At 63.1% G+C, this 23,484-nt stretch carries 22 protein-coding genes and 1 pseudogene; 9 read left to right on the plus strand and 14 right to left on the minus strand.

The annotated features are described in order from the left end of the window. The 3 genes from NW75_RS18085 to NW75_RS18095 form a co-directional block, all read right to left on the minus strand. Nucleotides 1–1,267, minus strand: a 1,267-nt coding sequence (locus NW75_RS18085; RefSeq protein ID WP_033966613.1) for an efflux RND transporter permease subunit, incomplete at its 3' end; no start/stop codon positions are given. Beyond that, nucleotides 1,267–2,292, minus strand: a complete 1,026-nt coding sequence (locus tag NW75_RS18090; protein WP_033966603.1) for an efflux RND transporter periplasmic adaptor subunit — start codon at nucleotides 2,290–2,292, stop codon at nucleotides 1,267–1,269. The genes NW75_RS18085 and NW75_RS18090, both read right to left, overlap by 1 nt. Further along, on the minus strand, nucleotides 2,289–3,644 hold the full coding sequence (locus NW75_RS18095) for a TolC family protein (protein ID WP_052192495.1): 1,356 nt from the start codon (nucleotides 3,642–3,644) through the stop codon (nucleotides 2,289–2,291). The genes NW75_RS18090 and NW75_RS18095 overlap by 4 nt, the downstream gene beginning before the upstream one ends. Before the next feature lie 203 nt (nucleotides 3,645–3,847). Here NW75_RS18095 and NW75_RS26870 point away from each other — a divergent pair, with 203 nt between their 5' ends. Beyond that, a complete protein-coding gene (locus tag NW75_RS26870; protein WP_231565299.1) occupies nucleotides 3,848–4,480 on the plus strand; it encodes a YncE family protein in 633 nt (210 codons plus the stop codon). Further along, nucleotides 4,407–4,853, plus strand: a complete 447-nt coding sequence (locus NW75_RS26875; protein ID WP_231565300.1) for a YncE family protein — start codon at nucleotides 4,407–4,409, stop codon at nucleotides 4,851–4,853. The genes NW75_RS26870 and NW75_RS26875 overlap by 74 nt, the downstream gene beginning before the upstream one ends. A 14-nt stretch (nucleotides 4,854–4,867) precedes the next feature. Here the strand turns inward: NW75_RS26875 and NW75_RS24655 are convergent, their stop codons facing one another. The 3 genes and pseudogenes from NW75_RS24655 to NW75_RS18115 all read right to left on the minus strand — a co-directional run bounded on the left by NW75_RS24655 (nucleotide 4,868) and on the right by NW75_RS18115 (nucleotide 6,886). Then, nucleotides 4,868–5,629 (minus strand): molybdopterin-dependent oxidoreductase, encoded by a 762-nt coding sequence (locus tag NW75_RS24655; protein WP_033966604.1) that lies wholly within the window; start codon nucleotides 5,627–5,629, stop codon nucleotides 4,868–4,870. A gap of 3 nt (nucleotides 5,630–5,632) precedes the next feature. Next, nucleotides 5,633–6,247 carry a cytochrome b/b6 domain-containing protein gene (locus NW75_RS24660; RefSeq protein WP_033966617.1) on the minus strand — a complete coding sequence of 205 codons (615 nt, stop codon included), beginning with the start codon at nucleotides 6,245–6,247 and terminating at the stop codon, nucleotides 5,633–5,635. A 79-nt stretch (nucleotides 6,248–6,326) separates the two neighbouring features. Further along, a pseudogene (locus tag NW75_RS18115) lies at nucleotides 6,327–6,886 on the minus strand (fasciclin domain-containing protein). A gap of 516 nt (nucleotides 6,887–7,402) precedes the next feature. Between NW75_RS18115 and NW75_RS24665 the strand changes: the two are divergent. Beyond that, nucleotides 7,403–7,711: a hypothetical protein gene (locus NW75_RS24665; protein ID WP_126845117.1), complete on the plus strand. Its 309-nt coding sequence runs from the start codon at nucleotides 7,403–7,405 to the stop codon at nucleotides 7,709–7,711. 13 nt (nucleotides 7,712–7,724) lie between these two features. Here NW75_RS24665 and NW75_RS18125 read toward each other — a convergent pair whose 3' ends face one another. Next, on the minus strand, nucleotides 7,725–8,348 hold the full coding sequence (locus NW75_RS18125; RefSeq protein ID WP_033966606.1) for a TetR/AcrR family transcriptional regulator: 624 nt from the start codon (nucleotides 8,346–8,348) through the stop codon (nucleotides 7,725–7,727). A 61-nt stretch (nucleotides 8,349–8,409) separates the two neighbouring features. After that, the gene (locus NW75_RS18130) at nucleotides 8,410–9,075 is read right to left on the minus strand and encodes an RNA polymerase sigma factor (protein ID WP_033966607.1); all 666 of its coding nucleotides are present in this window, start codon (nucleotides 9,073–9,075) and stop codon (nucleotides 8,410–8,412) included. A gap of 210 nt (nucleotides 9,076–9,285) precedes the next feature. Between NW75_RS18130 and NW75_RS18135 the strand changes: the two genes are divergently transcribed. Further along, nucleotides 9,286–11,577, plus strand: coding sequence for a TonB-dependent receptor (locus NW75_RS18135; RefSeq protein WP_052192497.1), 2,292 nt, complete (start codon nucleotides 9,286–9,288; stop codon nucleotides 11,575–11,577). A 324-nt stretch (nucleotides 11,578–11,901) separates the two neighbouring features. Next, entirely contained in the window at nucleotides 11,902–12,543 is a 642-nt protein-coding gene (locus NW75_RS18140) for a phage tail protein (RefSeq protein WP_033966608.1), read from the plus strand. On the opposite strand, the gene NW75_RS18145 is transcribed toward NW75_RS18140, so the two are convergent. Continuing rightward, nucleotides 12,540–12,872 (minus strand): DUF6916 family protein, encoded by a 333-nt coding sequence (locus tag NW75_RS18145; RefSeq protein ID WP_231565301.1) that lies wholly within the window; start codon nucleotides 12,870–12,872, stop codon nucleotides 12,540–12,542. The genes NW75_RS18140 and NW75_RS18145 overlap by 4 nt on opposite strands. A 127-nt stretch (nucleotides 12,873–12,999) precedes the next feature. On the opposite strand from NW75_RS18145, the gene NW75_RS23175 reads away from it, so the two are divergent. Next, nucleotides 13,000–13,476: a GNAT family N-acetyltransferase gene (locus NW75_RS23175; RefSeq protein ID WP_052192498.1), complete on the plus strand. Its 477-nt coding sequence runs from the start codon at nucleotides 13,000–13,002 to the stop codon at nucleotides 13,474–13,476. Nucleotides 13,477–13,547: 71 nt separating this feature from the next. Here NW75_RS23175 and NW75_RS18155 read toward each other — a convergent pair whose 3' ends face one another. From NW75_RS18155 to NW75_RS23180, 3 genes are all read right to left on the minus strand, one after another. Next, on the minus strand, nucleotides 13,548–14,702 hold the full coding sequence (locus tag NW75_RS18155; RefSeq protein ID WP_052192499.1) for a GGDEF domain-containing protein: 1,155 nt from the start codon (nucleotides 14,700–14,702) through the stop codon (nucleotides 13,548–13,550). Further along, on the minus strand, nucleotides 14,699–15,610 hold the full coding sequence (locus tag NW75_RS18160; protein WP_052192500.1) for an HD-GYP domain-containing protein: 912 nt from the start codon (nucleotides 15,608–15,610) through the stop codon (nucleotides 14,699–14,701). The genes NW75_RS18155 and NW75_RS18160 overlap by 4 nt, the downstream gene beginning before the upstream one ends. Nucleotides 15,611–15,686: 76 nt before the next feature. Further along, a complete protein-coding gene (locus NW75_RS23180; RefSeq protein WP_052192501.1) occupies nucleotides 15,687–15,986 on the minus strand; it encodes a DUF3391 domain-containing protein in 300 nt (99 codons plus the stop codon). Nucleotides 15,987–16,183: 197 nt separating this feature from the next. On the opposite strand from NW75_RS23180, the gene NW75_RS18170 reads away from it, so the two are divergent. The 3 genes from NW75_RS18170 (at nucleotide 16,184) to NW75_RS18180 (ending at nucleotide 21,045) form a co-directional block, all read left to right on the plus strand. Then, on the plus strand, nucleotides 16,184–16,903 hold the full coding sequence (locus tag NW75_RS18170; RefSeq protein ID WP_033966625.1) for a response regulator transcription factor: 720 nt from the start codon (nucleotides 16,184–16,186) through the stop codon (nucleotides 16,901–16,903). Continuing rightward, complete coding sequence (locus tag NW75_RS18175) at nucleotides 16,900–18,753, plus strand: sensor histidine kinase (RefSeq protein ID WP_033966610.1); 1,854 nt, start codon at nucleotides 16,900–16,902, stop codon at nucleotides 18,751–18,753. Before NW75_RS18170 ends, NW75_RS18175 begins: the two co-directional genes overlap by 4 nt. Nucleotides 18,754–19,698: 945 nt before the next feature. Beyond that, nucleotides 19,699–21,045 carry a tyrosine-type recombinase/integrase gene (locus NW75_RS18180; protein ID WP_033966611.1) on the plus strand — a complete coding sequence of 449 codons (1,347 nt, stop codon included), beginning with the start codon at nucleotides 19,699–19,701 and terminating at the stop codon, nucleotides 21,043–21,045. Nucleotides 21,046–21,257: 212 nt separating this feature from the next. Here the strand turns inward: NW75_RS18180 and NW75_RS18185 are convergent, their stop codons facing one another. Next, on the minus strand, nucleotides 21,258–22,040 hold the full coding sequence (locus NW75_RS18185) for an alkylmercury lyase family protein (RefSeq protein ID WP_231565302.1): 783 nt from the start codon (nucleotides 22,038–22,040) through the stop codon (nucleotides 21,258–21,260). 35 nt (nucleotides 22,041–22,075) lie between these two features. Next, nucleotides 22,076–23,484: mercury(II) reductase (merA, locus tag NW75_RS18190; RefSeq protein ID WP_033966612.1), on the minus strand; the 1,409-nt coding region annotated here is incomplete at its 5' end.

Genomic DNA, 23,484 nt, shown 5'->3' on the forward strand with positions numbered 1-23,484 from the left:
CGGCAGCGCCGCGCGGCGTGCCGTCCGCGCCACTCGCGCCCGCGCGGCGCGCGATATGTTCGACCATCACGATAACATCGTCGATCAGCAGGCCGACGGCGGCGGCGATCCCGCCCAGCGTCATGATGTTGAAGCTCATCCCGAGCACGCTCAGCACCAGCACCGTGGCGGCGAGCGTCGTCGGCACCACGATCGCCGCGATCAGCGTGACGCGCCAGCTCCGCAGGAACGCCAGCAACACCAGGGCCGCCAGCACCAGACCGATCAGCACCGCATCGCGCACGCTCGCCACCGCTTCGGTCACCAGCGCGCTTTGATCGTACCAGCACACCAGCCTGACGCCGCTCGGCAGCGCCAGCTTTGCCAGTTTCTGCTGCACCGCCTGGGCAATTTGCACGGCATTGCCGTCGGGCTGTTCATAGATGTTGAACAGCACGGCGGGTTTGCCATCCTCGACGATGCGCTGCCACACCGGCACCGCGCCCTCCTGCACCGTCGCCACATCGCGGACGCGCAGCACGCCTTGTGGATCGGCGCTGATCACGATCGCGCCGATTTCCGCCGCGCTCGCCACGCTGCGATCGGCGATGACCAGCGACAGCCGCCCGCGATCCTGCACTTGCCCGACCGCGCTCAGCACATTGCCGTTCTTGATCGCCGCGCTGAGGTCCGCCATCGACAGATTGTGGTCGGCGAGCCGGTGCGGATCGGCGAGCACTTGCACCTCGGCAGTGCCGCCGCCCTGCACGCCAACGCGCGCCAGCCCGGGAATGGCGGAAAGCAGCGGTGTCACCTGATATTTGGCGATCTCCTGCAACGCCACCGGATCGACCGTTTCGGAAACGAGCGCGTAGGAGATGATCGGGAACACCGTCGGGTCCATCCGGCGCACGGTATATTGCGTGCCCGGTGGCAGCGTTGGCAGCGTCCGCGCCAAAGCGGAATCGACCAGCAAGGTGCTGGCGGTCATGTCGCGGCCCCAGCCGAAATCGATCGAGATCTGCGCGGTGCCGCGACTGGTGCCCGAGCGCACATCGCGCACGCCGGGAATGGCGCGGATCGCCTCTTCGACCGGGCGCGTGACGGTGAGTGCGGTCTGGTCGGCGGGGCGGCTGCCCGAATCGAGATCGACCACCACGCGCGGGAAGGAGACTTGCGGGAACAGCCCAACCGGCAACGCGAGCGCTGCGACAATCCCCGCCAGCGCGACCGCAAGCGCGATCAGAACAAAGGCGCGCGATTGCTCGCGCAGCAAGCGTTCGAGCATCAGTGCGCCCACCGCACGGCATCGCCATCACCGACCTGATACGCCCCCTCGACGATCAGGCGGCGCTGCGGATCGATCGCGCCGTTGACGACGTCGCCCGCATTGGAGGTGAGCAGGACGGTAACCGGCACCGCCTTGGCCTTGCTGCCCGAGATTTGAAAGACATGCGGCACCCCGCCCGCCGTCACCACCGCGCGGTGCGGCACGATCCAGCCCGAAACTTGCCCGGTCGCGATTGCGACCTGAATGCCTTCGCCGGGCAGCAAGGCCCCTGCGGGAAAGGCGATATCGACATCGACCATGCGGGTTTTGGCGTTGAGGGCCTGGCTGACGCGCAGCACATGGCCGGTAAGCGCCGCGCCGCCCGACAAACGGAGCAAGGAGGCCGACTGGCCGACCGCGACCGTGCCATGCTCCGCCGGATCGATCCCGGCGGTTACGACGATGCCCCCCGCGCGTACGACGGTCAGCAGTGTGGCTCCGGCTTGCGTGCGGTCGCCTTGCGCAACGCTTACGGCGGTGACGATGCCATCGAACGGCGCGGTCAGCGTGTGGACGGCGCGGCCAGCACCCTCGGCTTGCAGTGCGGCCAACGCAGTCCGCGCATCGGCCACGGCCTTGTCGGCCTGAACCAGCTGATCCTGTGTCGCCAGTTGCTGCGCAAGCAGCTGTGCGGTGGTGGCGCGTTGCTTGCGCGCCGAATCGAGCGCCTCGACCGCCTGAAGATAGCCGCTGCGGCTGGCGGGCGCAGGGACAAACACCGCCAGCGCTTGCCCGCGCCGCACCGTCGCGCCCGGCGTGACGAGCAGCCGGGTCACTTGCCCCGGCTGCGCTTCGCTGAAGGTTTGGGCTCCGTTGAGCGCGGGTGCGACCGATCCGTAAGCGGTGACCGTTTGCGGCAGCGCGCCCTGCTTCGCCGGGGCCGTAGAAACCAGCACGCTTTGCGGCTCGGCCTTGGTCTCCTCGGACGCGGCACCGCAGCCAGCGAGCGCAAGCGCTGCGGTCAACGTGATCAGCGCCCTCATTGCGCGGTCGCCCCGGTGTCGACCGTCGGCAGGCCGTCGCCGACCAGCGTTTGCAGCGCGATCTGCCGGTCGAGCAGCGCCAGTTCCAGCGTCATGATGTCCTGTTCCTTGGCAAAGCGGTTCGAGACGAGATCGACATAGCCGCGTTCGTCGAGATTGGAGGCACCGAACGCCGCTTGCGCGCGCTCGGCGGCGAGGCGCGCGGCGGGAAGGTCGCGGCGCGCCTCGGCGAGTTGGGCGCTGAGTTGCTCCATCTCGCGCAGCATCGCGCCGACCGTCCCGACCGTCGATGCCAGCCGCGCGGCATAATCGGCGTGGAGTTGTGCGCGCGTTGCCTGCGTGATCGCGACATTGCCCTGGTTGCGATCGAACACGGGCAGGCTGAGCGTCGCATTGGGGCCGCCATTGACGACGCTGGAATTGTCGCTGCTGACGCTGCCGCCGAGCACCAGATCGGGGAATTGCGACTGGATCGCCTGGCGCACTTGCTCGTCCGCTGCGGCATAGCCCATGCGCAGCGCGATCAGATCCGGGCGCCGTTCGGGCAGCGTGGCGAGCCCGGCGCGGATCGCAGCCGGGTCGAACGGGGGCAACTCGACCTGCGTCGCCAGCGGCACGACAACATCGGGGGCAAGGCCGAGCAGTGCATTGAGCTGATGCGCCAAAGCGAGCTGTTTCTGGTCGAGCGCATTGAGCGCGCTGCGCGCCGCCTGCAGCGCGACGCGATCGGGCGCGACGGTCACCAGCGTTACGTTCCGCGCCGCCAGCGCCTGTTCGAGCTTGGCATTGCGCGCGGCGAGCAACTGATAAGCGGCGAGATAGCTCGCGCGGCTGGTGCGCCCGACGATCAGGTCGCTCGCGATCTGGCGCGCCTGGCCCGCGACTTGCCATTCCTGCCACACGACATCGGCGACGACTTGCCGCTCGCTATCCTGCGCGGCGCGGCGGCGGGTGCGATAGGTGAGCAGCGTCTTGAGATCCTGGCCGAGCCCGACATTCCAGGCCGGCACCGAGCCCACGCCCGACAGCAGCGGCAGAAACGCGCCGGTCAGCGACGGGTTGGGCAAGGTCGAGGCCTGTTTCGTCTGCCCGGCGGCAATGGCACGCTTCAGTCGGGCCGCCTTGAGCTCGGGATTGTTGGCAAGCGCGAGGTCGACAACGTCAGACACGGACAACGGGCCGGTCGGCAGCGCAGCTCCCGGATGATCCAACACCGCGATCGTGGGTGCCAGCAGTGGATCGGCAGCCAACGGCAGCGCGGCATAGTGGGCGCAGCCGCTCAGCAGTGCCGCGAGCAGGATCGTCGTCGGGCGAGGAACAAGTCGCCACGCAGGCCGTGGGTCGCCGTTCATGAAATTCCGAGCATGGCGTTGGAAAGCGATGCTCGCGCTATGGATGCAGATAGCCGGGATTGGACATTGATTCTTCACAATCTGGCCTAATGCCGCGCGGGTCATCGCCGTTTTGCTGCAAAATGCCGCATTAGGAAACGCTAACGTGACGTGCGCAGGAGATGCCGTCAGAAGGGCGGCCTCGCTTTATCGTGGAGACCGCCATGCGTCCTCAATCGCTTCTTGCCGCGTTCGTTGCCCTTGCCTTGCCGCTGGCGGGAGGCGCGGCCGCCGCGCCGCGCTACGTGGTCGCCACCGCGATCGCCGGCCCAGATGGTCCCTGGGATTATGCGCGGACGGACGATGAAGGCACCCATCTCTACATCGCGCGGGGCAACAACGTTACCGTGGTCGATCTCGCGACGGGCAAGGTTTCGTCGATCGGAAACGTTCAGCGCGGCCATGCGGCCCTACCGCTGCCGGGCGGCGCGCTGCTGGTGTCCAGCGGGACCGATGGCACCGTGCGCTTGCTGGACCCCGTCTCCGGCTCCGAGACCGCCACCATCGCCGTCGGCAAGAAGCCCGACGCTGCAATCCTCGATCCCGCAAAGACCCACGCGTATGTGATGAACGCGACCAGCGGCACCGTGTCGGTGATCGATCTCGCCACGGCCAAGCTGACCAAGACCATCGCCGTCAAACCGGCGCTGGAATATGCGGCATTCTCCGCAGACGGGACGCTGTTCATCAATAATGAGGACGCCAACGAAATCGAGACGGTGGATGTCGCACGGGGGGGTAGCAGGTTCACCGATTCCGCTGCTCGGCTGCGACGCGCCGACCGGCCTCGCTTATGACAAGCCCCACAACCGCCTCATCGCGGCGTGCGCCAATGGCAAAGCGGCGGTCGTCGATGTCGCGACCCGCACGCTGACGAGCTTGATCGCGATCGGCGCGGGGCCAGACGCCGTCATCCTGGATGAAGCGCGGCATTTGGCGTTCGTTCCGTGCGGCAAGGATGGCGTTCTCGATATTCTCTCGCTGGCGGGTGCCGCCGTGACGCATGTCGGCACGGTCAAGACCGAAGTGGGGGCCCGCACCGGCGCGCTCGATCCCAAAACCGGCACGCTCTATTTGCCCAGCGCGAAGTTCGGACCTGCCCCGGCGGGCGGTGGGCGACCGGCGATGCTGCCGGGCACGTTCCACATTCTGGTCGTGCGCCCGGCCTGATCGCGGGCTTTGGCTCAGAGCCCGCTGAACCAGTTATAGCCGTACGTTTCCCAATAGCCGCCAGTATAGTCATTGCCGATCGCGATCTCGCCAATGTGCTTGGGGTTCTTGAACCCGAGCTTCGTCGGCACGCGCAACTTCATCGGGAAGCCGTGCTGGCGGGGCAACACCGCGTCGTTCATCCAGAAGCACAGCTGGGTTTGTGGATGGAGCGCGGTCGCCATGTCGATCGAGGTGGTGTAATTGTCATCGCAGCGGAAAGTGACGTATTTCGCGTGCCGGTCCGCCCCAACCCGCGCCAGGAAATCGGAAAAGCGCACGCCCGTCCATTTGCCGATCGCGCTCCAGCCTTCGATGCAGACGTGGCGCGTAATCTGGGTGAAGCGCGGCAACGCGTAGAGTTGGCGCAGCGTCCAATCGTCCTTGCGCTCGACCAGCCCGGTGACGTTGAGCACGAACTCGCGCGGGTCGATCCGCGGGGCCAGATCGGGCGAATTGGGCGTGTAGAAGGAATTGAACGGAAACGGACGGGTGATCATCCGCGCCGGATATTCGCGCGCGAGCGTGTTGGGGTTGAACAACCATGCCTGTGCACGGTCGTTGAAATCCGACATCGATCCGAGCACGCGCTCGGCGCTCAGGCCGTCGACCACGTCGCAGCCGCTCAGCATCGCAAGCGTGCCAAGCCCCAGCGCGTTGCGCAGGAACAGCCGCCGCGTCGGCACGTCGAGGCCGCGCGCGGCGTCGCTCAGGATATAGCGGGTTTCGTCGTTCATGGCTCACGCTCCCCGGATCATCGCGAGCAGGCTGCGCGGCACCAGCAGCGACATCGCGACGTGGACAACCAAGAAGAGGACGATGCCGCTCATCGCCGCGAAATGGACGATGCGGGCGACATCGAAATCGCCGAACAGCCAGGTCAGCCAGCCGAACTGGACCGGTTTCCAGATCGACAGGCCGCTCGCCACGACGAGCACGGCAAGCGCAATCACACCGGCATACAGCAGGCGCTGCACGCCGTTATAGACCGACAGATCGGCATGACCGAGCCGACCGCGCAGCGCGGCGAGACCGTCGACGACGGCATCGCGCACGCTGATCGGGCGGAGTTTGCGCGCGAACCTGCCGCTGGCGAAGCCATAGACCAGATACAGGATGCCGTTGACGAACAGCACCCACATCGCCGCAAAATGCCATTGCAACCCGCCGATCAATCCGCCGCCGAGCGTGATACGACCGGGGAAGAGGAACGGCGCGATCGGGTCCGCATTGTGGATCGCCCAGCCGCTCAGGATCATCACGATCATCGCGGCCGCGTTGATCCAGTGACACAGTCGCACGATCAGCGGGTGGATCGTCACACGGCGTGGTCTGGCGAGGCTGCGCGCTGTCATGTCGGGATCCTGCGCCATCGGACAAAGAAACTGGGGGGAAGCGCAGGAGGTTGGCCTCCCCCCAGGTCGGAGCAATGCCTTACGGGAGTAGCACTGCGTCGACGACGTGGATCACCCCATTGCTCTGGTTGCGTCGGCGATCGTGATCGTCGATTTGCCACCCTTGGAATCGGTGATCTGGAGACGGCGGCCCGCCATGGTGAAGGTCAGTTCCTCACCCTGGACCGTCTTGAACGTTGCGCGGCCATTGCCGGCCTTGATCTTTGCGCGCAGCGCGGTGGCCGACAGCTTGCCCGGCAGCACGTGATAGGTGAGGACCGAGGTGAGCTGGCCCTTGTTTTCGGGCTTCAGCAGCGTCGGAACGGTGGCGGCGGGCAGCTTGGCGAAGGCGGCGTTGGTGGGCGCGAACACCGTGAACGGACCGGGGCCCGACAGCGTCTCCACCAGACCGGCGGCCTTCACTGCGGCGACCAGCGTGGTGTGATCCTTCGAATTCACCGCATTCTGGATGATGTTCTTGTTGGCATACATTGGCGCACCGCCAACGGTGACCGGCGCGGGCATTGCCATTGCAGCAGTGGCGACGCCGGCAACGCTTGCGGTGGCGAGCAGGATCGAAGCAAAGATGGTCTTTTTCATGGATATGTCCTTCATTGTTGCAATATTGTAAAATAGATGGGCAATAATTCTGAAGATACAGATGAACGCACAAGTCATCTGTGCGACCGGAGAAAGCAGGATCTTAGAAATCTGCCCGCCGATGCTCTCATTACGGCCGTGCATTGATCGCGGATGCACAGGCCTCAGATTTTTTTGGGCACATGTCGGCGGCGGTCACGAAATTTTCGCGAGCATGCGTCCAAAACCCCTTCGGATTCCGTAGGAAAAGCGTCAGCCACGTCGGCATGACGGTGCCGACCCGCCCAACCCCAGGGATCGGCATTCGTGATCGGGGCACACACAGGCGGGAGCGATCGCTTCCCCCGATACGGGCGCTTCCGGCGGTGTGTGCGTTCATCCGGAATACGGGGAGCGGTGCTCCCCGTATTTTCGGCACGCGCTCGAACGTATGATACGACCGCTTGCGCGGAAGTCATTTTCGGAAATGAGCTTGAATTTTGTTGAAAACTACTAAAATAGATGGCGTGTGGCCGGATGAAAAAGCAAAAAGTGCCTCGTCAAATTACACGTATATCGACAAATAACTTCCAGAATCTGTCATTTGAACAGGCGTTTGCGTTGGATTTTGTGTTGGGAATTTTGCGCACTCCTTTGCTGGAGCAGGCAAGAGATCGGGTAACCAACGACGGTGTGTTTCGCGATCTTGTCGATCGCTACCGCGAATTGCTTGATTCCTTCGTTTCCTCCCCCGGGGCGGGGCAGGAGGAGAGCGCATCCGAGATGCCGACGTCCGACGTTTGGACCGCAATCCAGGCACGTCTCACCAGCTCCGCAAACGGGTGACCGACACCCTTTTTCAAATATAGTCGGCCGACAGATCGGGTTGGAGGCCACGCCGGATGGCATTGATCGCGTTGACCACGCTGACATGCACGGCGCGCGCGTCGTATCCAAGGTTGTGGCGAAGGAAGACGAAATTCTCGGTGCTCATCAGCGTGAGCATGGCCGATGCGACATAATTGCGCATTGCGTCGCTCAGTTCGGGATGTTCGTTGCCAAGCATCCGGTTCAGGTTCTGATATCCCAGCTCATACAAAGGTTTGCGCAATTCCCGTCCGATTGCCGAGAGGTAGGTCTCGCTGACCACCTGTCCATCCCGTTCCCAGGCCCGATAACGACTTTCCAACCATATAAGCAGTTCGTCGATCGTTCGCGGAAGCTGAATGTCCGGCCCCCCGACCGCACGTTCCAGATGCCATTTGATGAACGCGCGGATCAGTTCGTCGCGGGTGCGATAGTGCCGGTAGACGGTCTGTTCGGTAACTTCGGCGACGCGGGCGACCTCCGCGATGCTGACCGCGGCGAGATCGGCATTGCGGATGATAGACTCGACCGCATCGAGGATGATGAGCGATGTCTGCTCTTTGAGGCGCGCGCGGAGCGGGCTCTGATACGGTGCCTTGGAGGCGTCGTTCGTCATTCTCTACCAAACCTGCAAGTGTCACCAACGCAAGCACCGATCATCCAACGGCGCTGCTCGATCATGCTAATGCCTTTTCCGCCTGTCTTGCCACCCTTGCGTCAGGGTCAGTATCGGCCAAAGCGGCGTGCAGACGGCGTAGGCCGCGTTGTACGCGGGCCTTGGCGGTTGGCGTAGGAACGCCGTCCAGCTTGCCGACTTCATCGTGCGTCCAGCCATGGACGACGACGCGGCAGATGGACAGGCGCTGTTCGGGCGAGATCCGGGCGAGCGCGCGGTCAAGATCGATGCGGTCGGTGACCGGTTCCGGCGCGATGGGCAGGTCGGGCATGGTGTCGGTCGTGGTTTGGTAGCGTGCAATCGTCCGATCGTGCCGAAGCCGGTCGATCGCTGCATTGCGGAGCACACGCATGATCCACGTCGCGGCGGTGCCGCGTGCGGGATCGAACTGGGCGATGTTGCGCCAGATACGGACATAGGTCTCCTGCAGCACGTCTTCAGCCGCGTCACGGTTCGAAAGGATCGACAATGCCTTCGCCAAAAGGCGCGGCGCGGTGGTGTCATAGACCCGTTTGAAGGCGCGCTGATCTCCGTGACGAATGCGAAGCAGCAACAGTCCGAGGGAGTCGATGTCGCCTTGGTTCGACTGCTCGCCGGTGGCGGCGGGGGTGTCTGCATCGTCGCGCGCGCTTACCTCGTCTGGACATGTCTCAGCCTCCGCTCTCATGTGCGGCCGCACTACCTAGGGCGCGTCAAACGAATCGTCAGGTCAGTGATGCCAACTCCATGTTAGTAACACTAACATAAAGATGGTGACCGTCAATCGATTTGTAACGGGCCGCGGTGTGTGTGGTGGCCCACACCGGCGCTGTGCGTCCCTTTCGTACGCCCGGGACAGCCCGTATAAGGCTCGGCGCGGGGGCGGGACTCAGGGCAAATGGCGGGTAGCGTAAAGACGCAGAGGGTGCTGCTGGTGGTGGCGTGGCACCTGCTTGCGATCTTGGCTGCAACCGGGGCCGGGGCGATGGATCGGCAAGACGACATCGTCGTGACGGCGCGAAAGCGCGACGAGAAGGCCGATGACGTCCCGATCGCAGTTACGAAAGTCACCGGAGCGACACTCGATCGACGCGGGCTTCACCAGATCGAGGATCTCAAACAACTCGCGCCCAGCCTGAATATCAGCTATTTTAATCCGCGCGGAAACTACGTTTCGATCCGCGGTATCGGTCGCAATCCGGCGAGCGACGGGCTCGAACCCGCCGTCGGGATTTTCGTCGATGGCGTGTATCTTGGTCGTCCCGGAATGGCGGTCTATGATTTGTCGGACATCGACGCGGTCGAGATTCTGCGCGGCCCACAGGGCACGGTCTTTGGAAAGAACACCACGGCAGGCGCGATCGTAATCACTTCCAGGGCCCCGACCTTTGTGCCGGAGGGAAGCGTCGAAACCTCGATCGGTACCAACGGCCTTGTGCGGTTCCGCGGGTCCGTCTCGACGGGCCTGGTCGACGATGTGCTGGCAGCGCGCCTGTCGGTCTATCACACCGGGCAGGGCGGGTGGATCGACCGGATCGACGGCGGAGGCCGACTGAACGGCACCGATCGCACGGGTGCCCGTCTTCAGTTTTTGATCGAGCCGGACGCGCGCCTGCGCTTGCGGTTGATTGCGGAATATCACGATGAGCGCGACAGTTGCTGCACGCTGGTCGCAGGGTCCTTGGGCCCTCCATCGGCGACCTACAGTGCGCGGGTTGCGGCTGCAGGCGGTAATGCGGTGCTGGGCGGCCCCGGTTATCGCACCACGGCAAACGCTCCAACATTTCTGCGCGTTCGCCAGGGCGGGCTCACCGCCAATCTTGTCTATGACCTGGGGGCGGCGGAGATCACGTCGGTGACGGGCTATCGCGCATGGCGCTATCGGGCGGGTTTCGACGGTGATCTGTCGAGCGCCGAGGCCTACACGAACGCGTCCGTGCCGACCGACGACTGGCAATTCAGCCAGGAGGTTCGCATCGCCAATCCCGGCGGCGGCAGGATCGATGCGACGGCCGGGCTCTATTACTTCCGGCAATCGCTACAATCGGCGCTTCGTCTCGCTTTTGGTGCCAAAGCGGCGAATTTCCTGGGCAATACGGCCGTGCCGCCGCCATCCTTGGTCGCCTTCAATGGTGTGACGAGTTCGACCGAAGCCGACTTGAATTCGCAAAGTGTAGCTGTGTTTGCGCAGGGCACCTGGCATTTTCACCCGAGGCTCGCGCTCACGATCGGCGCGCGTGGTACATATGAACGCAAGTCGGGCGTGATCGACCGTCCGGCCAATGCCGCCCAGTCGAGCTATCATCAGGCGCTCGCGGTCGAGGAGGTCGACCCGTCGGGAACGCTCGCGTTGACCTATGCCCGATCCCGCGATCTTCATCTCTACGCGAGCTATGCGCGCGGGGCCAAGGCCGGCGGAATCAATCCCATCGTCGCGACGGCGACGGATGATCAAATCGTGCGGCCGGAACATGCCGACAGCTTCGAGCTTGGCCTGAAATCGAGCGCGTTGGGCGGGCATGTCCATTTCGACCTTGCCCTCTTCTATACGCGGATTGGTGCCTATCAGGCGACGCTCAACCGCTTGTTCGGGGCGATCCTGGCGAATGTCGGGCGCGTTTCGACGCGCGGCGTGGAAATGGAGGCGCGGTGGCGGGCCTCATCGCGGTTCGAAATGGCCATGACCGCCGCCTATGATGATGCGCACTATGACAGCTATCCTACCGCGCCCTGCCCGCCCGAGACGCTCGGGTCTGCCAGCTGTGATTTGAGCGGCGGCCCGCTGGCGGATGCGCCGCGGTGGATCCTGAACGGGTCGGCGCGCTATACCCGCCAGATCGCGGCCAGCGGGACGGTGTCGGTCGGCTTCGACTATGGGTATCGCTCCCATTATTACGGGAATATCGACAACAGCCGCTATTCCCGATTGGGGAATGTCGGGATCGCCAATGCGCAGCTTGGCTTTACGGACGATCGATCCGGCACTTCTCTCCAACTGTGGATCAAAAATCTCGCCGATATCCGGTATCTCGAAAGCTATCCGTTGGGCGGGGCCACAATTTATGGTGCGTATTTTGGCACTATCGGCCAGCCCCGCTCTATCGGGCTGACTGCAAGCCGGCATTTTTTGACGATCGCGCGGCGGCTTGTGTTGCGCTGCGGCGGCGGATGCGCAGCGTTGTTGGCCTGACGCGGATAGAATTTTCGCAACATTGCCAAATGAGCCCGGCTAACTCTAAGAAAAGTTGGAAAATCGTGGGTCGGGCACGCGGCAGCGCTCGCTAAAGTGCCACATTTCTTTAATATTAAAAATCGTGCGAGCACATCATTTCATGGTGCACCGCACAAAATACGCAAATTGCGCACAAAATTTCGTATCAAGGTCTATTGCTCTTGCCCCCGCAGGCTAATTGGCAGCATTATTGCGCGCCGCGGTGTATCGCGCGGCTTCAAACAGCGTCGCATACCTTTGTTTCTTGTCCTGTATACTCTTAACAAATCAAGGAGAATCAGTATGTCCGACCCTTTTATCGGCCAGATCATCCAGGTCGGCTTCAGCTACGCTCCGGACGGATGGTTGCAGTGTAGTGGGCAGACTATACCGCTTTCGCAAAACCAGGCGCTGTTTGCGTTGCTCGGTACGAATTTCGGTGGTGACGGCGTAAGCACGTTTGGCATTCCCGATGCGCGCGGTCGTGTGCTGGTGGGCACGGGCCAGGGGCCTGGCTTGTCCAACTATGCCCTGGGGGCAAAGAGCGGAACCGAAGCCAACCAGCTGACCCAAAGCAACATGCCGCTGCACAACCACCAGGCGACGTTCCAGGGTTTGCCAGGGATGACGTCCGCCTCGGGCAGCCTGTCTGCGCTGACTGCGGCTACAACGACGCAAGTCACGAACGCTGCGAGCACCGGAAGCCAGCTTGCCAACGGCTTCCCCGCCAGCGGGCCCAGCACGGTGAAAGTCTATGCGCCAGCAGGCTCAGGCACGACTGCCGTCAATCTCGGCGGCCTTACGGTTACTGGGGGTCCCTTCACGCCGCAGGGATCAGTCACCATCGGTTTGGCGGGTGGGACCACCCCAGTGCCCAATATCCAGCCGGTAATCGCGGTTTTCACCATGATCGCGACAGTCGGCATCTGGCCGCCGCACCCCTAACAAAAGGTCGCCTGATACAGCCGGGGCTGACCGGGCCTCGGCTGTAGCTGGCTTATGGCGATGGGGTAGGGGCCACCATTGCCACAATCGAATTCATAGGTTTCATCGAGCAGATAGACGGTTTCGGGCGATTCGAAGATGAGTGTGAAAGGTTCGCGAAATTCGTTGACCAAATGGGCCTTGCGATGGAGCCGTAGCAGCCGGACCTCGACCGGCTCGGGCACGGTCAACACGCGCACGACTTTGCCCACCCACGGTTCGAAATCTTCCGGCGTCGGCAGTTTCATAGTCATCCCCCAATGTACCGCTTCGGCGGCGTTGCGATTCATTGGTCAATGGTAAAGCCTGCCAGCATGGGCGCAACCACTCAGACGCCGGTCGATCGCCCTTTGCCGCGCTTTCCCCTTCCGCGTGCCGCGCCGCCCCAACTCTCGGCTACGCTCCAGGCTGCCGGGGGTGCGGCTCCGGGCGGCGGGACGAGACGATCTCGGTTTTCTCCGTGCGCTGCACCGCGCCCTCACCGCGCCCGATTTCGTGCTGGCACCATGGGGCGCAGAGGCCCGTGAGCGGATCATCCGCGAACAGTTCGACCTGCAGCACCGCCATTTCCTCAAACAGTTTCCTCGCGCCGATTATTGGATCGTAGAGCGCGCGCAGGGCGAGACGGTGGTGCCGATCGGGCGCTATTATCTCGACCGGCACGGCAGCATGTGGCGCGCGCTGGATATGGGGTTTCTGCCCGGCCGACGCGGTTTCGGCGTGGCGTTGATCAACTGGACCAAGGCCGCGCTTGTTTCGGCGGGCAGCAAGGGATTCGATTTGCACGTGGCCCATACCAACCTTCGGGCACGCGCACTCTATCTCAAGCTCGGTTTTCGCGACATCGACCCCCCGCTAGATTTTCACCAGCGGATGATGTGGTCGGCGTGCTGAGCCGATAAATGATGGAACGGGCGTTGCGAGAGAACCCCTCTACCGTGCTATCCCGATCGCAGGGCGGTCGATCACTGCATATCGTTGTGCATCGGTGCCATTTGTCCGTCACCGAACGCAGCATAGATGCGGTTTCGGCCGGCATGCTTGGCCGCGTAGAGCGCCGCGTCCGCCAGTCGCAAGGCGCGCCTCAGTCCCTGCTGACCATCGACCATTGCGATGCCGGCTGAGAAGGTGATGGAGCCGATCGGCCGCTCGGTGACGCTGTCGATCAGATTGCGTGCGCCCAGCCGTTCGCGGACACGGTCCACTTCCGCCCCTGCGCGTTCAAGTGCATGATCGGGCAGCAATACGGCGAACTCTTCGCCGCCTAGCCGTACGACATATCCCCCGCGATTTTTTACCGAGCGGAGCTCACCGGCGATCGTTTTTAGGACGCGGTCGCCTGTCTCATGTCCAAACCGGTCATTGACTGCTTTGAAATGATCGACATCGCACAGCGCAATCGCCATTGGACGCTGTGCATGGGTCGCGCACAACTCGCCGAAGCGCCGTTCCAGACCGCGCCGGTTGGGAAGGCCGGTCAAGGGGTCTGTCTCCGATGCCTTGCGGGCTGCGCGGAGCGACGTTTGCAATTGGCTGACCTTGCTATAGCTGGCGCGCATCTCGGCCTCGGCGAGACGCGTCTGGCCAATCATCTCGCGGGTCAAACCCGCAAGGCGTTCGATCATGTCCTCCGCCGTCACCGCCGGCTGCGGCGCGCTCAGCGATTCGCTATAGTCGTTGGCGCGGTCCGCAGACGCCTTCATGATCACAAGGCAGCGATTGAGCTCACCCTCTGCCTGGGCAGCCATGGTGACCAGCATCTCCGGTGCAAGCGAATGGCGCTGTCGCCCGGCGACATAGTCCTCGATCCAGCCGTTGGAAACGCTTTGCTGATCGAGCGCCGTATCGACGTCCTTAACCAAACGTCGATCGCCACCAACGACGTAATCATGCGCGCATCCAAAGTTTAGCGGCGTCAAATCTAGGTTATGGGCGAAGAGGAAGTGACCGATCTCGTCATAGAGTTTGCGTTTATGAGAGGGTTGCGCGTCCGCCGCGACCGGGACCTCGCTAGACCATCCTCGCAGCAGCCGGGAGAGGATTTTCGGGCGCGACGGCGGGGCAGGGCGCGTGCGGAGCGTGCCCGTTGCCACGGCATTCCGTTCGGCCTGCGTGGTCATGATGCCACCGTGGCGGCGGAAAGGTCGCCGAGGGTGGCGAAGGTCGGCTGCTGTCCTGACAGCACAGCGTCGCGGACCCCCTCCCACTCGCCGGGGAACCAACGTTCCGGATCCTCGATCTCGACGACGGCATCCCCCTTCAGACCCGACGAAAGCCGAACGTCAGCTGGCTCGATGAATTGCAATTCACGCGGCAGGTAAAAGGCGCGCGCCATGGCTTCCGTCGGGCGGGTCACATTCTCAGTCAGAATGACGGCGAGGCGATTGCTGCGCAGCCGAACGAGAAGACCTATCGGATAAATGCTGATGCAGCGCATGAAGGCGTCGAGGATCTCGGGATCGAAATGTCCCGTCCAGGACCGCATCTGGGTCAGCGCCTCGGACGGGGTCCATTGGCGCTTATAGGACCGCTTGGAGGTCACCGCGTCATAGACGTCACAGATCGCGCCGATCCGGGCATGCAAGGTGATTGAGTCACCGGACAGGCGGTGCGGGTAGCCGCTGCCGTCGAGCTTTTCGTGATGATGCAGAATGACGTCGTGGACGATGGAGGACATATTGTCCTCCATCAGCATCGCATATCCATTCTCCGGATGCGCGCGGACAATCTCGAATTCGGCCGCAGTCAGTCGGCCGGGTTTCTCGAGCAGGTCGGTTGGGATTGTCATCTTTCCGATGTCGTGAAGCAAGCCGGCGAGGCCCAGTTCGCGCACGGTGTCTTCCCCGAGCTTCAAGTGCCGACCCAGCGCGATCATCAACGCGGAAACCGCTACGCAGTGCAGATAGGTGTATTCGTTCTTCTTTTTGAGGCGCGTCACTTTCAGGACAGCGGTCGGATCGTCGCCGACCGAATCACAGATATCGTCGACCACTGCCGTCATCGCCCGCCGTTCGAGCGCCTTGCCCATCCGCGCGTCGGTAAACAGACGAATTACCTCACGCTTCGATCGGTCGATGATCGCGGCAACGCGCTGTGTCTCGAAGTCAGGACGTCTCGCTGATGGTGTGGGAGTAGGGGGCGGCGGAACGTGGACGGCCGGCATTCGGGCCCGCCTGGGCTCCGGCGGGATCGCCGCAACCGTGCGCGGTGCCTTTTTTAAAACCGACACCGCGACTATCGTCGATCACGACCCATGCGATGTTGCTCGATGTCAGTCGTTTCAAGTCCTTTTGAGAGGCGATGAGGAAACTGCTCTTCCAGAACGGGTTGAGCCACCACGATCCTTCCATGGAATCAACGAACATGCCGATCTCAACAGCGGAGGTGGGGACTTTGATTTTCATAGCGGTCTACCTGTGGGATCCGACATCTGCATCAGGCGATGTAGAACCCGTCCACTGCGAAACCGCTGACATGGTGTAACGGAATGTAACGCCGTCGGGATCGAGCGCCGGTGTTGTAAATAGATGTAACCAAGCCAGGGGATAGTGGATTACGGCCGCGATCGGGTGTTAGGGATCGTTAACCGGACAGGATAATGATGCGGGTCGGTGTAATCGATGATGACGAGACGGCTCTGGCGTTCATCCGGAGCGTGCTGACCGAAAGGGGGCATGTCTGCGTTCCCTTCCGCAGAGGGCGAGATTTGATCGGCACGCTGCCGCGTGACACGTTCGATTTGCTCGTCATCGATTGGAACCTGCCGGATATCGGGGGGCTGGAGATTGTTCGTTGGGCGCGCGCGAACATTGCCGTGCCGCCGGCCATGTTGATGCTTACGGCTCGGCATGATCGCGACGATATCGTCGCCGCTTTGGAGGCAGGGGCGGACGACTATATTGTAAAGCCGGAGACGGCAAAGGTCGTGGCGGCTCGGATCGACGCGGTCCTGCGGCGGACGTTGCGCCGCGATGGTGACAACGAGCCTGAAGTGTTCGGCCGCTACAGCTTTGACTCGCAGGGCGAGCAAGTTCTGTTCGACGGACGCGTGATTGAATTGACGCCCAAGGAATATGCGCTCGCCCTCCATTTTTTCCAGCGGCGAGACCGTCCGTTGTCGCGCGCCTATTTGTTGGAATGCGTCTGGAAAAGTGCAGCCGGGCTATCGACGCGCACGCTCGATATGCATGTGTCCCGGTTGCGCGCGAAGCTTCAGTTGCGATCGGAGAACGGCTACCGTTTGCAGACGGTGTTCGGTTATGGCTATCGCCTCGACACCTATGTCTCGGCCGCGCAGGACGATGTAGCGGACGCGCTGTGATCGCCTCGACACCGGATAGCGACAATCGAAAGTGGTGCGTTGTGCTGCTTTGCGCGACGACCTGTCATGCGTTCCTGGCGCTCCGCTATGTCGGCCATGTCTGGACCACCGCGCTCGGTGTGACCTTGGTGCTTGGCGTGATGGTCGCATTTTGCCTCACGCGTGCGTGCCGATCGGGCACGGAAATTCGCTGGCATTGGGTGATGCTCTGTCTCGCGCTGGTGCTCTGGGACATGGCCTATTGGGCGATAACGTGGTTGCAGGCGCATTACCCTGATGGCGCTCGGGTTTATTTCGACGAACTGTTCTTTATGCTTCGGCTGATACCGTATTTGCTAATCCTCGCCCGCGGCCAGGAACACGACGCGACGCGGCCTTATCGTTTGATCGATGGAGCACAGGCCCTGCTGCTGGCAGGCCTGCTTTTTTACCTCCTCTATCCCTCGATATTTCCGCACCAGCATGCTGCCGATCCTGCGTGGGACAAGCTGACCTCGCGATACCACGCGATTATCAACATGGGCGCCGCGGTGCTGTCGATTTTCGCAATCGCGGCGCAACCCGATCCTGTGCATCGAAGGTTCGCGATAGCATTGGCAGCGCTTCTGACGAGCTACTGGCTCGACTCTGCCCTAATGAACGGATGGGTGTTTAGGGGGCCGAATCCACCACCTCCCGGTCATGTCGTCAACGTTACGTTTGCCATCCCGTTTTTCCTGTTTCTGTTCGCCGACGCGGCCGCTGGGGAGGGGCAATGCCGGATACGACACTCCAGATTGATCGGCATGCTGATGCCGACCGCGTTCTGCGCTGCATCGATGTTCGTCGCTATCGCTATCGGGACCCAAGCGGCAGCGCTGGCCGCAGGAGCCGGGCTGATGCTCATGGGGCTTCGTGCAGCCTTGCTGCAAACAGAACTGATTCGGCTCGAACGTTTCGTTGCGCGGCTGGTCGACCATCTTCCTGATGCGATATGCGTCGTGGCACCCGACGACATCATTCGATCGGCCAATCCAGCGGCGACCCAGATCTTCGGCATGGCGTGCATCGGGCAGTCCTTTGCCGATTTACGCCGTACGCTTGGGCAATTGGACGCTGATACGGGTCAGGTGGTTACGCAGGCCGACCGCGCTTTCGTCTTGGCGGAGGTCAAGCTTGGAGGGGGTGAAAGGATCGTCCGGCTCACCGATGTCACGGCCCTGCGTACGATGGAGCGGGAGCGCGAGGACACGCTGCATTTACTGGGCCATGACATCCGGTCTCCCTATGCGGAGATATTGACCTTGCTTGATCAATCGCGCGGTGAAACCCTCCGGGTGGACTGGCTACGCCGCCATGCGCAGCGCGGCCTGGCGATGGCGGACGATTTCGTGCGCCTTGCCCGGGCGCGCACTGCGTTGCTGCGGCGCGAACCGGTCGATCTTGCTGACGTGGCGGCAGAGGCGGCGGATATGTCGTGGGCACGGGCGAAGCGGCGCCGTCTGACGTTGCGCGATGAGAGCGATCTGCAGGAGAACGGCATCTGGATTGATGGCGATCATGGCCTCCTGATGCGCGCGATCCACAATCTGCTCGATAACGCTGTGCGATTTGCTCCTGAAGGAGCGACGGTTCATTACGGTGTCCGCATGCTGGATGAAAAAGTGCGTTTCTTTGTTACCAGTGCCGGGCCCGAACTGCCTGACGATCGCCGGGCCGATCCGTTCGCGCGGTTCGGCGGCCGGGGCGACAGGATCGGGCTTGGCCTCGCGCTGGTTCACGTCGCGAGCTTGCGGCACGGTGGGACCGCCTCGTATCAGCGGGAGGGCGCTCATAACGTCTTCACTATGGATCTCCCCCTCGCGCCATAGGACCTCCCCGGTCTGGAGGGCGGGCTGGTGCAATGAAGCGCGTGGCGATTTAGCAAGTCATGGGGCGACGAGTCGGCTGACGAAATCGAGGAAGAGGCGCTCGATTATCGCGCCCGCCACGAGCGTATCGCTCGCCTGCGCGAAAACGCCGCACAGGAAGCCTTCCAATCAGGCGGCATCGTTGCCCTGATGAAATGGGCCGAGACCGGTGATGCCGGGTATCGTTTTGGGCTGGGCGTTTGCGGCCATCGCATGGCCGGGCCGATACACGGAAGTCCAGCATGGCGCGGTGCCGAGAGCGTGCGGTGCTACCGCACACTCTTGCGTTCAGCGAGGTCAACCGCGGGATCGCTATCGGCCCGACATCGGCCGTTCGGGTCGCCCACCCCGTCTCGCAACCCGCCGCTCGTTCGGTTGTTTCGCGCCATAGCAATCGCAAATCCTGTCGTGACGCTCCATTAAATATCGCCCAAAGTTTGGGGAGGAATGTGGGGGGCGTGGGCAACCATTGGCAAAATTCTGACGTGAAGCTGTATAGATAAGGCGAAATCCAAGCTCCCTCGCGAATTCGTATTCGATCGGTAGGGGCAGGCCGCGCGTGCGTTGCACTGGGCTGCGCACGAAGAATCGTCCCGGCGCGCGTTCATTAGTCGCATTCCGTCCGATGATGTTTCCGTACGTTTTCCGTACGGCCACTGCGACATTAGCTAAATCTTTGATTTTATGGTGCACCCGACTGGATTCGAACCAGTGGCCTCTGCCTTCGGAGGGCTGATTCAACGACTCCGACATGGAACGCTATCAAACGCTAGAGCGGCATAAGCTACTGTATATACAGTGTTTTTGACATTCTGGCTTTCCTAAGCTACTCACGGGAACTCCAGCATTTCCGATTGGCTGGTGAGATTTTGGTGAGTTTTTTGGAGCCCCTCTAGCGAGGCAAGCATGGCTAAACTGACTAAGACGCTCATCGACAAGGCGGTGCCGCAAGACCGGCAATATACCTTGTGGTGCGGAGAGTTGAAGGGCTTCGGCGCCTTCATCCTACCCTCCGGTACGCGGACCTACTTCGTCGATTACCGCAACGCCAACAACATCCGCCGGCGCATGAAACTCGGTCGCCACGGCACGATCACCGCCGATCAGGCGCGCACCTTGGCAATCCAGGTGCTAGCCGAGGTCGCCAAAGGCAATGATCCGCTCGCGGACCGGAACAGCGCGCGCAAGGCCATGACCATGAAGGAGCTTTGTCAGCTCTACATGACGGAGCTGGAGCAGGGCCGCATCTTGGGCAAGGGCGGCCGGCCGAAGAAGGCGAGCACCCGCGCCACCGACATCGGCCGCATCAAGCGGCACATCATTCCGCTCATCGGTAAGAAGAAGGTCGTTCAGCTAACCAAAGCCGATGTCACGTCGATGATGAAGGACATCATCAGCGGTAAAACCAACGTCTCGGTCAAAACCGACAAACTGCGTGGCAAGGCCATCGTCCGCGGCGGCCTCGGAGCAAGCAGCCGCACGGTCGGACTTCTGGGCGGCATCCTCACCTATGCCCGCGACGAGCTTGGTATCATCGAGGTCAACCCCGCCCATGGCATCAAGAAACCTAAGGACAGCAAGCGCGACCGGCGCCTTTCCGAAGACGAATTTCGCCTGCTCGGCGCGATCCTGCGCAATGCTGCCGACGATGAACGCTATGCCGACACTGCCGGGCTCATTCGGGTGCTGGCGATGACCGGGTGCCGGCGCGGCGAGGTGATCGGTATCAAATGGACGGAAATCGACGAGCCGGGTAGCTGCTTCCGCTTGGAGGACTCCAAGGAAGGCGAATCCATCCGCGCCATCGGGCTCTCCGTTCTCGAGTTTTTCGAGCAGCGGCGCAAGCAGGCGCGTAACAGCCCGTATGCCTTTCCGGGCCGGGATGACGATAAGCCGTTCGGCAGCTTCCCACATCACTGGAAGAAAATCTTCGCCGGCACGGAGTTGGAGGACATCACTGCGCATATCCTGCGGCATAGCTTCTCCAGCCTCGCCAATGATCTTGGTTTCACCGAGATCACCATCGCGGCGCTGATTGGCCACGCGCACGGCACTATAACTGGGCGTTATGTGCATACACTCGATACTGCGCTTGTCATGGCCGCCGACAGCATCGCGGGATACATCGCCGCTCTGCTGGATGGCGTGGCGTTGAAGCGGACCAGCTACGCACTCGATCGCGGATCGCGCAAGGCTGCTCTGGCACGGTTCCTTGCCGGGTCCGATGGCGATGACATGCCCCTGGCCGCTTAGCCGGGCGTCCAGCGCTTGAAGCGCTGGACCGCCCTCGGGGTCTCCTTTTCGCCCTCTATTCCTTTGGACAGGTCATTGGGAAGTTCGGAAGGAGGGTCGCCGGAGCAGATGGAGCGCCTCACATGGGCGGTTATCGATCACGGCGATGGACCAGCCGGCAGCGCGGACCTTTGCAACAGCGACTTGGGCCGCCGTGCCGCTACCGATGACGATCAGGTCGTAAGAATCCATGACCGCAGCCCCATTCGCATCGGCGCAAAAAGCGCGACGCCAACCTCCAGCGCTTCGGCCAGGCTTAGGCGAACACCCTCCCGGCCGTCAGTCGGGCTGTTCGCGCGCCAAGCCTCCAGGTGAATGTCGTCGCAGAAGAAGGCCTGCAAGGTGCAGAGCGAAGACGCCGCACAGCCGGCGGCATAGCGATGGCCGGACCAGACAACGATCCCCGACGGCTCGACTTGATCCAGCTCGTGACCGTCGCTCCGGGTGCGGATGGCGAGCGAGCGCGCGCACTGGCGGCAGGCTGAGCGGACGACGACATCGCGCTCCAGCATCGCGCCGATGCCGAGTGCATCGATGGCGCACATGGTGCCCATCGTGAGCCCACGCGCTTCCGCGTGATGCTCGGTCGGACCATCGGTGAACGGATAGGCGCCGTTGATCCGGCCGGCAGCGTTGAGGATCAGCAGATCGCGCACGGCCAGGCGCCGCAGCACGTCGTCGGCCTCATCTATGGTGAGCCCGGCTGCCGCGGCGACATCCGCCATCGCTGGCGCGCGCCCACTTGAGGCGTAGCCGTGCAGGACGATGCCGTGGAGTCGGCTCTCTGTCTCATCCAGCCCATCCCACTTGGAGCCGATGAAGGCCTCGACGATGGCCTTCAGGGCGTTCTGGGCCTGTGGCGTCGTGACCGTGCCCCAGTCTGGGGTGATCATGCCGCCTGGAAACTCGACGGCGGGCCTTTCGGTCGCTTCGGCGTGAGAGGTAAGAGTCATCATCAGGCGCGCTCCGTTCACCGCGCAAAAGTGAGCCTTCAACCGGCGCAGCAGGAGAGCTGCGTCACATCCTTGGAGAAGGTCTGTGCCGCGAGCTTCAAGCCTTCCACCATAGTCAGGTAGGGGAACAACTGGTCGCCCAGCTCGCCGACGGTCATGCGCGCCCGGATGGCGAGCGCCGCCGTCTGAATGATCTCGCCCGCCTCCGGCGTCACTGCCTGGACGCCAATGAGCCGGCCGCTACCCGCTTCCGCTACCAGTTTGATGAAGCCGCGCATGTCGAAGTTGGCGAGCGCGCGCGGGACGTTGTCCAAGGTCAAGAGCCGGCTGTCGGTCTCGATCCCGACGTGGTGGGCCTCTGCCTCGCTGAGCCCGACCGTGGCGACCTGCGGGTCGCTGAACACGACCGCCGGCATCGTGGCCAGGTCGAGGACGGCCTCGCCGCCGGTCATGTTGACCGCTGCCCGGGTTCCGGCCGCCGCCGCGACATACACGAACTGCGGCTGGTCGGTGCAGTCGCCGGCGGCATAGATGTTCGGCGCGCTGGTGCGCATGGCCGTGTCGATCACGACGCCGCCCTGCGCGTTGACGGCGACGCCGGCCGCCTCCAGGGCGAGCCCTTGGGTGTTGGGCGCGCGGCCCGTCGCGATGAGCAGCTTGTCAACGCGCAGGTCGCCCTGACCGGTGGCGAGCACGAACTCGCCATCGGCGTAGGCGACCTTGCTCGCCTCGGTGTGCTCCAGCACCTCGATGCCTTCGGCGCGGAAGGCTGCTGTGACCGCCTCGCCGATAGCCGGATCCTCACGGAAGAACAGGGTGCTGCGCGCCAGGATCGTCACCTTGCCGCCGAGCCGGGCGAAGGCCTGGGCCAGTTCGACCGCGACGACCGACGACCCGATCACCGCCAGCCGCGGCGGGATCGTCTCGCTCTCAAGGGCTTCCTGCGAGGTCCAGTACGGCGTGCCTTGCAAGCCGGGAATGGGCGGTATCGCCGGGCTGGCGCCGGCGGCGATCAGGCAGCGGTCGAAGGCCACGTGATGCTCTGCGCCGTCGGCCTGGCGCACGAGGAGGCTCTGGGCGTCCCGGAAGCTGGCCTCGCCGCGCAACACCGTGATGGCGGGCGTTTCGGCCAGGATGTTCCCATACTTGGCATGCCGCAGTTCATCTACGCGGGCCTGCTGCTGGACCAGCAACCGGTCGCGCCGGACCGTCGGGGAGGACGCCTCGATTCCATCGTCGAATGGACTTTCGCGGCGCAGGTGAGCGACATGCGCGGCGCGGATCATGATCTTCGAGGGCACGCAGCCGAAATTGACGCAGGTTCCGCCGATTACGCCGCGCTCGACAAGCGTGACCCGCGCGCCTTGCTCGACGGCTTTTAGTGCCGCCGCCATCGCCGCGCCGCCGCTGCCAACGACGGCGATGTGCAGTGGGACGCCGCCGGCGC

The organism is Sphingomonas sp. Ant H11 (assembly GCF_000797515.1).
In the GTDB taxonomy this organism is placed as follows: domain Bacteria; phylum Pseudomonadota; class Alphaproteobacteria; order Sphingomonadales; family Sphingomonadaceae; genus Sphingomonas.

Bases quoted from the DNA above. Each gene is read 5' to 3' on its own strand.
- NW75_RS18180 (WP_033966611.1), top strand. From the start codon at position 19,699: ATGGCTAAACTGACTAAGACGCTCATCGACAAGGCGGTGCCGCAAGAC.
- NW75_RS24665 (WP_126845117.1), top strand. From the start codon at position 7,403: ATGAAAAAGCAAAAAGTGCCTCGTCAAATTACACGTATATCGACAAAT.
- NW75_RS18140 (WP_033966608.1), top strand. From the start codon at position 11,902: ATGTCCGACCCTTTTATCGGCCAGATCATCCAGGTCGGCTTCAGCTAC.
- NW75_RS18130 (WP_033966607.1), bottom strand. From the start codon at position 9,075: ATGAGAGCGGAGGCTGAGACATGTCCAGACGAGGTAAGCGCGCGCGAC.
- NW75_RS18135 (WP_052192497.1), top strand. From the start codon at position 9,286: ATGGCGGGTAGCGTAAAGACGCAGAGGGTGCTGCTGGTGGTGGCGTGG.
- NW75_RS26875 (WP_231565300.1), top strand. From the start codon at position 4,407: ATGTCGCACGGGGGGGTAGCAGGTTCACCGATTCCGCTGCTCGGCTGC.
- NW75_RS23180 (WP_052192501.1), bottom strand. From the start codon at position 15,986: ATGAAAATCAAAGTCCCCACCTCCGCTGTTGAGATCGGCATGTTCGTT.
- NW75_RS18095 (WP_052192495.1), bottom strand. From the start codon at position 3,644: ATGAACGGCGACCCACGGCCTGCGTGGCGACTTGTTCCTCGCCCGACG.
- NW75_RS18090 (WP_033966603.1), bottom strand. From the start codon at position 2,292: ATGAGGGCGCTGATCACGTTGACCGCAGCGCTTGCGCTCGCTGGCTGC.
- NW75_RS26870 (WP_231565299.1), top strand. From the start codon at position 3,848: ATGCGTCCTCAATCGCTTCTTGCCGCGTTCGTTGCCCTTGCCTTGCCG.
- NW75_RS18160 (WP_052192500.1), bottom strand. From the start codon at position 15,610: ATGGGCAAGGCGCTCGAACGGCGGGCGATGACGGCAGTGGTCGACGAT.
- NW75_RS18185 (WP_231565302.1), bottom strand. From the start codon at position 22,040: ATGATGACTCTTACCTCTCACGCCGAAGCGACCGAAAGGCCCGCCGTC.
- NW75_RS24655 (WP_033966604.1), bottom strand. From the start codon at position 5,629: ATGAACGACGAAACCCGCTATATCCTGAGCGACGCCGCGCGCGGCCTC.
- NW75_RS24660 (WP_033966617.1), bottom strand. From the start codon at position 6,247: ATGACAGCGCGCAGCCTCGCCAGACCACGCCGTGTGACGATCCACCCG.
- NW75_RS18170 (WP_033966625.1), top strand. From the start codon at position 16,184: ATGCGGGTCGGTGTAATCGATGATGACGAGACGGCTCTGGCGTTCATC.
- NW75_RS18125 (WP_033966606.1), bottom strand. From the start codon at position 8,348: ATGACGAACGACGCCTCCAAGGCACCGTATCAGAGCCCGCTCCGCGCG.
- NW75_RS18155 (WP_052192499.1), bottom strand. From the start codon at position 14,702: ATGACCACGCAGGCCGAACGGAATGCCGTGGCAACGGGCACGCTCCGC.
- NW75_RS18145 (WP_231565301.1), bottom strand. From the start codon at position 12,872: ATGAATCGCAACGCCGCCGAAGCGGTACATTGGGGGATGACTATGAAA.